Source organism: Ohtaekwangia sp., assembly GCF_036568665.1.
Taxonomy (GTDB): Bacteria; Bacteroidota; Bacteroidia; order Cytophagales; family Cyclobacteriaceae; genus Ohtaekwangia.
The window spans coordinates 1-8,176 of record NZ_DATCSD010000197.1 but is presented as its reverse complement, the minus strand read 5'-3'; the positions used below and the strand labels follow the sequence as shown (position 1 = coordinate 8,176).

The following is an 8,176-nucleotide window of genomic DNA, read 5'->3' as shown; positions in this document are numbered from 1 at the left end:
TCGTCCGGAACGTGTGCAGAAGATATATCTGATGTAGTGAAAGTTGTAGTACACGCTTTGCCGCAGGCAACATTATCAGCACCAAGCGAAGTTTGTGAGAATGGATTCTTTACACTGGATTTCAAATTCACCAACGGACAGTCTCCTTATAACTTTGACTATACCGATGGCACCACAACGTTCAGCCTGGTAGGGGGTGACGACAGACCTGTGCCGGTACTGAACTATACGGCTACGAAGACATTCACGTTAACGCACCTCAAAGATTTTTACGGTTGTGAGCCGGCTACCTATCCGCCAGCCGTTACGGTGCGCATGGTTAACATGAACACGGACTTTACTATTGCGCCAACCACCGCGCAGTGTAGCGGAGGCACCTATACCTTTACCTGGACGATGAACCCGGATGTTGAGTATGTATGGACCTGGAACGATGGTTCTGCACAAGAGGTAATTCCGGCTATACCGGGCCCGGCCGCACCGGTTGTTCGGCAGATCACACATAACTTTACCAGTGCCAATGTAGGCGGCAATACAGTATTGCCTGTTACACTCACTGCGCGTAGCACTACCGTTGCGGCTTGTACAAAACAATCGCCCGGACAGAATATTACTATTTACCCGGCTATCTTTATCAATGCCGTGAGCGATAGAAATGCTATATGCAGTGGCGAGAAAGTAAAATTCGTAAACACCACGATCGGTGGAACAACGCACCGCTGGTTCTATCGCACGCAGGGTGGCGATCCGAGTGAAGTTCGCGAAGAGCGCATCTTTACCACACCATCCTCGCAAGAGTATACATTGACAAATACTACAGCACAAACTGTGGTGTATGAAATAGTATACCAGGTAACGAATGGTTCATGTTCGGATGAAATCATCATGCCGGTAACAGTATATAGAGGTATGCTGGCAGATTTCAATGCTACCAATATTACACAGTATACCGGTGGTGTTGCTTATGCCGATTTTCAGGATACATCGCTTCCGGTGAATGATGTAGACTTCCGCTATACATGGGAGTTTGGTACAGCCTCTGCACCAGCTACCTTCAGTGGCTACAATCCTCCGCGAATCAGCTATACATCCATCGGTGATAAAGATATACACCTGGTAGTTACCAACAAGGTAGCGGAAGCCGCAGGACTTACCTGCTTCAAAGATAAAACGATCACGATCGAAATATTGCTTCCTCCACTGGTGGCCGACTTCAAGTATACACCACAAGCCGCGTGTTTCCCGACTGACATTACGATTACGGAGAATAACTCAACGGGAGATGTATATGAGTGGACGTTGAAGGATAAAGCAGGACGCACATTGGTAGCATCGAATGATGTTAAACCTATATTTAAAGTATCCAGCCCGGGTGAATATGTGGTATTCCTGAAGACTACCAATTCTATTACAGGACAATCAGCAGAGACTGATAACCGGAATACACCGATACAAATTATGGATCCTCCGTTTGCTGCATTTGAAGTGGTGCCGGATACCATTCTCTATGTACCGGATGATAAAGGTGTACAGATGCGCAACAATTCACTTCGCGCCAATAATTACTATTGGGATTTCAATGACGGAGAAACGTCTATCGAATTTCAGCCCGTGCATTATTACCAGACAGAAGGTAATTATACCATCATGCTGGCAGCGGCCTTTAATTTCGGACCGAAAGATTGGGATGGCGATGGTGTGATAGATGGCGACCTTGTTTGCTATGATACCGCTACGCAGGTAATTATCGGTAAGAAGGGTGGACGTATAAAAATTCCGAATGCCTTTACACCGGATGTATCCGGACCGAGTGGCGGATATAGTGATGGACTCTTCAACGATGTGTTCCGTCCGCTGATGGAAGGTGTACAGGAATTTGAAATGGAAATATATGATCGCTGGGGAAATCTATTGTTTGAAAGCAAAGACAAGAACCAGGGATGGGATGGTTATGATAAGAATGGCCGCTTATTACCGGCCGGTGTATATGTATATAAAATCACATTGCGCTTGTCTGATGAACAACGAACAACACAAGTAGGGGACGTAACACTTATCCGATGAAGCAGAATACGAAGAAGATGAAACGATGGATGAGCGTTATTGCCATAATGCTGGTAACGTGTGGAGCAGCCGTTTCGCAAGACCCGCAGTTCTCACAATATTATCAGGCCCCGCTATATTTGAACCCGGGCTTTACCGGCATTACACCTCAGCAACGACTGGCTATGAATTACCGCATTCAATGGCCGAGTTTGCCCAAGGCTTTTACCACCTATGCAGCATCGTACGATATGTTTGTAGAAGAGCTGCGAAGCGGTTTCGGATTTCTGGTAACGACCGATCGCATGGGAACAGCTGGCTGGCGTACTACAACGGCCGGGCTACTGTATTCGTATAAAGTAAAGATCACCGAGAACCTGGTGTTTTCTCCCGGACTATATTTTGGGTATGGATCCAATGGTATAGACAGAACGAAAGTGCGATTGGGTAAAGACCTGGATGTAGAATATGATCAACCGGGATCATCGCTCGACCCGGACGTGGCACGGCTGGGAAATTCATCCTACTTTGATTTTGGATCGGGCTTCCTGTTATACTCCAAGAGTTTATGGTTGGGGGCTTCATTCTCGCACATGAACCAACCCAGTATATCAGTGTTGAATGAAGAGAGCCGCCTGCCGATGAAGACAACGATTCATGCAGGAGCTAAACTTGATCTGAGCGGAGGACTGCACAATGGTTCGAGACGGTCGTACCTCACGCCATCGTTCATTTACCGGATGCAGGGTAAATCATTTTCGCAGCTGGATCTCGGTGTGAACTACCATGTCGATCCTGTATCGGTAGGTGTGTGGTATAGAGGAAAACCTTTCCAGCAAACTGTGGCCAACACGCTTCAGCAAGATGCTCTTATTCTTACACTCGGACTATATTTCAGTCAACTGACGGTGGGGTATAGCTACGACTTTACGATCTCCAAGATGGGAACAGCCTCCGGAGGTGCGCACGAGATTTCTATTATATACGAGTTCTCGTCCAAGCCGCGCCACCGCAGTGACAAGCGAAAGTATAAATTAATTCCATGCCCTACCTTTAACAGCAAAGATGGTTTCTGGAATTGATAAAGCTGAATGTATAGTATATCTATAAAAAAGGATCAGGCGAATGACCTGATCCTTTTTTATTGGAGACTGATAATATTCTTATAAGCTAGAAGAAACCTTTGCTTTGCCCTGCGGCTTCGGTTGAGATCTGATCTGCATTTTCTTTTCCCAGGTATCGGTCTATCAGCGAATGGCCAAAGTATATCAGGGGTGTAAGAAGTATTGCTACCACAAACTTGTAGATATAGTTTGTTATACCGATGGCTACAATCTGCTTGTTAGAGAATGTTCCGGAGAAGGCTATATATAGCACTACAAAACTATCTACAAACTGTGATACGAGCGTAGAACCTGTTGAACGAAGCCAGAGATATTTACTCCCGGTGATGTTACGCAGTTTGTGAAAAACAAAAACATCTACCAATTGCCCGATAAGAAATGCTGTTAACGATGCAATGATAATACGCTGTCCCTGCCCGAATATCTTCCCGAAAGCATAATCAATATTCAATGTATTGCCTTGCGCATCTTTGCTATAGGCGCTGATCCACCAGTCAGCAGGGGGGAGGTGTATCGTTAAAAAGATTACGACAAAAGCGTATGCAATTAATATAGCAGTCAAATAGCTGATGCGTTTTACACCCGGTTTGCCGAAGTATTCATTAACAAGATCGGTAGTGATAAAAACGGCTGGCCATATAACCACACCTGCCGTAAGGTTAAAGTCCATCGTAAACCCGAGGATGCTGAGGTTGGCGGGGTGCAGACCTACCGTTGCTTCTGCCGAAAATATTTTGGCGCCCAGTATCTCTGCGAGCAGTGTGTTGGTGATAAATATACCCGCCAGTATAATAAAGAGGCGGTTGCGTTTCTGTTCAAGCGTTTGCTCCATACAATATATACTATTCCTGTATTGTAAATTCTTCTCCTTCCAATGCCAGGTATACATTGGGGAAGATCGGTTTAGCTTCTTCCAATATAGGTGTCAGGTCTTTATAGCGTGCAGAAAAATGTCCCAGCAACAATCTGCTAACGTTAGCCATCTTTGCGATGGTGGCAGCATGAGCAGCAGTGCTGTGTAATGTATCGCGCGCCTTCAACTCTTCGTCATTTGCGAAAGTAGCTTCGTGATACAACAGATCGATACCTTGTATTTGTTCCGCTATAGCTTCACGAAACGCTGTATCAGAACAATATGCATAGCTTCGCGACTTTCGCGGAGAAAGTGTGAGGTCGGCATTTTTATAGAGTATACTTCCGGCTTCGTCCAGTATATCATCGCCTCGTTTTAAGGAAGCGATTTGCTGTATCAGTAAACCTTCCGGCAATCTGGTCTTGTCAATTCTCCGAGGCTTGGGTTTCTCACGAAATAAAAAGCCGGAGCAACGTATCTTGTGCAGCAACGGAATAGTTTCCACGGTTAACGCTTCATCTTCGAAGATGATCTTTCGTTCATCTTTTTCCAGTCGGTGAAAAATGATCTTGAAAGAGGGGGCAGAGCGCGAGTAACGCAGCTGTGTGGTAATGATCTCATCCAGCCCGCGATGACTATATATATGCAGGTCGTTTACTCTTCGTTGTAGGTGCATAGTGAAGATGAGGCCCATCAATCCGAGATAGTGATCACCATGCAAATGACTGATGAAAATATGATTGATGCGATGATAGCTTACGTCCAGTCGCATGAGTTGCATCTGCGCACCTTCGCCACAATCTACCATGAAGTGCCGGTTCTGTATCTCGATCAGTTGTGCAGTGGGATGTCGCCCATACGCAGGCATGGCACCGCTTGAACCGAGAATAGTAACTTTAAAGCTCATGTTTCAGAACAAATAAAAAGACCAAAACCCGGAGGAGCTTTGGTCGTATAGGGTAAATATTTTTTTAACGATTAGTGATCTCCGCTTTTGAGATCCTTCTCGATCTCGTGCATATATACCGCATCAATAGCTTCCTCTGCAGTAGGGAGTATATTCAGTACACTGTCGAGTTGGGAAATCTTAATGAGTTTCAGCGTGTGGTCGGAGAGAGAAGCGAGTACAAAGATACCGCCATCTTCCTGCATAATCCGATTGCCTACGAGCAATGCACTCAGGCCTGATGAGTCGGTATACTTTACGTCCGACAGATCGAGTATGATATTTTTCATGCCTTCAGCATGCAGGGTAATCAACTCGGATTTCAAACCGGGAGCCACGCTGGAGTCTAACTTCTCTTCATGCAACTTCAGCATGCAATACTTCTCTTGCTTATCGATCGTATATTTCATCTCTCTATAATTTTGCTTATCGGACCTTGTTTAAACCCGCCTTCATTTAGTTACATTCTTCAGATTTTCTGACTTTCCAAGTTAACGGAATTTATTGAATTGAGAATGCTTTGCTCAATTCTTTGGGTGATTCCGGAGTAGTCAACCGGGGAAAGCGCTTCACCGCGCACCTGCTGGTAAAGTTCTTTATAGCGTGCGGAAATAGAGTTAACGATCTCATCCGTCATCTCCGGTATCTGCTGGCCGTCTTTTCCCTGGAATCCGTTCTCAATGAGCCATTGACGTACAAACTCTTTTGAAAGTTGCTTCTGTGGTTCACCGGCTTTCTGGCGCGCGGCATATCCATCTGCATAAAAATACCGTGACGAATCCGGTGTATGTACCTCATCGATCAGGTAAATAACTCCGTTGTGTTTACCAAATTCATACTTGGTATCCACCAGGATCAGTCCGCGTTCAGCCGCCAGTTCAGTTCCTTTCTGGAAAAGCTTAAAGGTATATTCTTCCAGTGTTTTGTAGTCACTTTCGCTTACAATGCCGCGCTTCAGAATTTCTTCGCGCGATATATCTTCATCATGGCCTACATGTGCTTTGGTAGTAGGTGTTATGATGGGCTGAGGTAATTTATCGTTTTCTTTTAGTCCTTCAGGAAGCGGAACGCCACAAACCGAGCGCTTGCCTGCGCGATACTCACGCCATGCATGGCCGGCCAGATAACCTCGCACCACCATCTCGACTGCAAAGGGTTCACATTTAAATCCAATGGTAACATTGGGATCGGGCGTAGCCATTACCCAGTTAGGCACCAGGTGTTTGGTAGCCTGCAGGTTGTAAGCAGCAATCTGGTTGAGAACCCGTCCTTTATCAGGAATAGCGCGGGGCAGGATCACATCAAAAGCAGAGATACGGTCGCTGGCAACCATCGCCATACGATCTCCGAAATAATAAACATCGCGGACTTTACCTTTATAAAATCCTGTCTGGCCTGGGAATTTGAAGTTGGTTTCCTTGATTGCCTGCATACGCGTGGAAAATAGTAGCCGGCAAATTAGCGAAAGAATTTGGAGTTCGAAACGCTGAACAAGGCTTCTTATACTTTCTGTTCAGACTTCTGCAACGTGTTTAATTCGAGGGCTTTGCAGGAGGCACGAGGGTCCCTGCACGGAAGACTGACGTGTTTATAAGCCTGCCCTCTTCATCATATTCTTTCCACTCTCTATTCTTCTTGTCGGCAGCGTATTCACCTTGCTCTTTAATACGACCATTGGAATGATAGGAGGTATACAGACCTTGCTTGCGACTGGATCGATATAGCGTTACGGATTCAACGGTACCGGCTTCATAAAATGTTTTTGTCGGGCCTGCCAGCAGATCGAACTTCCATGTCTCTTCACGCTGAATTTTACCGGAAGGAAAATATGTATAGCGAAGGCCACTCAGTTTTCCGTTCTCGTAAGTCTCTTTGATGTGAGATGTTTTGCCGTCTTCAAAGTAGGTGATCCATAGGCCGTGTGGTTTTTCACTTCTGAATTTTTTAACAGATTGTATAGCTCCGTTCTCGGCCAGTGCCTCAACCGTTGCGTCAATGTTGTTGGAGGCTACTACCTCTTTTACTTTCACTTTTCCCGAAGGATAATATTCGTAATTGGTGCCGGTCTTTCTTCCGGCTTTATACTTGAAGCGATGTTGAACAGAGCCGTCCGCAAAATAGCCGGTGTTATCGCCATGAAGTTTTCCGGCAAGAAAATTTCCGTCAACCAGTAAATGTCCTTCGCGATCGTACGTTTTAAACTGACCGTTGCGCGATCCTTCAGTCATGGTAGAGACAGTTTCCAACTGACCATTGGGATAGTAATTTTTATAGAAGCCGGTAAGTATACCTTCTTTATAGTTTGCTTCGGTTTCTATTTTTCCATCTTCATAAAATGTACGTGTTATACCGTTGGGTTTTCCGTTTTTATAGGTGATCTCTTTTTTGATTTTTCCTGTAGGGAAAAATTCTTTCACCATGCCTTCGGGTTTTCCCTGTACAAAGTATGTTTCACTCTTCAGGTTGCCGTTATCAAAATAGTATTGAATGCTGTCGGTAAGTTTATCGTTTTGATAGTATGCTTTCTGCACTGGCTTGCCTTCTTCATTAAAGACTTCCACCGGACCATGACGCATTCCATTTACAAAAAGAAGTTTTCGTGCGGGTTTTCCGTTCTCGTGATATTCGGTGAAGAGACCTGATTTTACGCCATCATCAAAATTACCTTCTACCATTACGTTTCCATTTTCATAGTAGCGCAGATATTTTCCAATGATCTTTTGATCGTCTTCTTTTGAAGCAGTATATATTTCCTGTATATGTTTTTGCTGCTGATCGTAATAGGTTCTTACTTCTTTCTGAGCGACAGCAGCAAGTGGAAATATCACCAATAATAACGCGGTAAATCTCATGAGTGATTAACGTTGTATCGAATTTGAAAATTATGCATTTTAACGATCATTTTCTTCCGTGCCTAACTTTCAAAGTTATAAACGATGACTTTTGATTTTGTAACGATCTATACTTTTGTTTTTCTGAGCACAATAGTTGGTTTTGCCAGTGCTTTTGCCATTCACTTTTATCGTGAAGGTAATCGTGATGCCGAGATAGGAAAGAACAGAGACTCACGCAATACTATAAAAAATTAAATCCCGGTTTCCCGGGATTTTGGTTTATATATTTTCGATCACAATCGCAGAAGCTCCTCCGCCACCGTTACAAATTCCCGCGACTCCTATACCAGCTTTATTCTGCTTCAGTACATTGATG

Annotated in this window: 8 protein-coding genes; 3 read left to right on the top strand and 5 right to left on the bottom strand. The window is 44.7% G+C overall.

Annotated features, from left to right (window positions below; translation table 11 throughout):
• Together VIN08_RS11205 and VIN08_RS11200 are read left to right on the top strand one after the other, a co-directional pair.
• On the top strand, positions 1-2,064 hold a 2,064-nt coding region (locus VIN08_RS11205), incomplete at its 5' end, for a gliding motility-associated C-terminal domain-containing protein (protein WP_331964631.1).
• The gene (locus VIN08_RS11200; RefSeq protein ID WP_331964628.1) at positions 2,061-3,125 is read left to right on the top strand and encodes a type IX secretion system membrane protein PorP/SprF; all 1,065 of its coding nucleotides are present in this window, start codon (positions 2,061-2,063) and stop codon (positions 3,123-3,125) included. The genes VIN08_RS11205 and VIN08_RS11200, both read left to right, overlap by 4 nt.
• Positions 3,126-3,213: 88 nt before the next feature.
• On the opposite strand, the gene VIN08_RS11195 is transcribed toward VIN08_RS11200, so the two are convergent.
• The 5 genes from VIN08_RS11195 to VIN08_RS11175 form a co-directional block, all read right to left on the bottom strand.
• A complete protein-coding gene (locus VIN08_RS11195) occupies positions 3,214-3,999 on the bottom strand; it encodes a queuosine precursor transporter (RefSeq protein WP_331964625.1) in 786 nt (261 codons plus the stop codon).
• Between the two features lie 10 nt (positions 4,000-4,009).
• A complete protein-coding gene (locus tag VIN08_RS11190; protein ID WP_331964622.1) occupies positions 4,010-4,927 on the bottom strand; it encodes a ribonuclease Z in 918 nt (305 codons plus the stop codon).
• A 71-nt stretch (positions 4,928-4,998) separates the two neighbouring features.
• Positions 4,999-5,376: an STAS domain-containing protein gene (locus VIN08_RS11185; RefSeq protein ID WP_331964619.1), complete on the bottom strand. Its 378-nt coding sequence runs from the start codon at positions 5,374-5,376 to the stop codon at positions 4,999-5,001.
• 59 nt (positions 5,377-5,435) lie between these two features.
• On the bottom strand, positions 5,436-6,398 hold the full coding sequence (locus VIN08_RS11180; RefSeq protein ID WP_331964616.1) for a phosphoribosylaminoimidazolesuccinocarboxamide synthase: 963 nt from the start codon (positions 6,396-6,398) through the stop codon (positions 5,436-5,438).
• A gap of 100 nt (positions 6,399-6,498) precedes the next feature.
• Positions 6,499-7,818: a toxin-antitoxin system YwqK family antitoxin gene (locus VIN08_RS11175; protein ID WP_331964613.1), complete on the bottom strand. Its 1,320-nt coding sequence runs from the start codon at positions 7,816-7,818 to the stop codon at positions 6,499-6,501.
• An 84-nt stretch (positions 7,819-7,902) separates the two neighbouring features.
• Between VIN08_RS11175 and VIN08_RS11170 the strand changes: the two genes are divergently transcribed.
• Entirely contained in the window at positions 7,903-8,055 is a 153-nt protein-coding gene (locus VIN08_RS11170; protein WP_331964610.1) for a hypothetical protein, read from the top strand.
• Positions 8,056-8,176 lie beyond the last annotated feature (121 nt).

Excerpts from the sequence above, each read along its gene's own strand:
- VIN08_RS11185 (WP_331964619.1), bottom strand. The coding sequence starts at position 5,376 with ATGAAATATACGATCGATAAGCAAGAGAAGTATTGCATGCTGAAGTTG.
- VIN08_RS11180 (WP_331964616.1), bottom strand. The coding sequence starts at position 6,398 with ATGCAGGCAATCAAGGAAACCAACTTCAAATTCCCAGGCCAGACAGGA.
- VIN08_RS11200 (WP_331964628.1), top strand. The coding sequence starts at position 2,061 with ATGAAGCAGAATACGAAGAAGATGAAACGATGGATGAGCGTTATTGCC.
- VIN08_RS11170 (WP_331964610.1), top strand. The coding sequence starts at position 7,903 with ATGACTTTTGATTTTGTAACGATCTATACTTTTGTTTTTCTGAGCACA.
- VIN08_RS11190 (WP_331964622.1), bottom strand. The coding sequence starts at position 4,927 with ATGAGCTTTAAAGTTACTATTCTCGGTTCAAGCGGTGCCATGCCTGCG.
- VIN08_RS11175 (WP_331964613.1), bottom strand. The coding sequence starts at position 7,818 with ATGAGATTTACCGCGTTATTATTGGTGATATTTCCACTTGCTGCTGTC.
- VIN08_RS11195 (WP_331964625.1), bottom strand. The coding sequence starts at position 3,999 with ATGGAGCAAACGCTTGAACAGAAACGCAACCGCCTCTTTATTATACTG.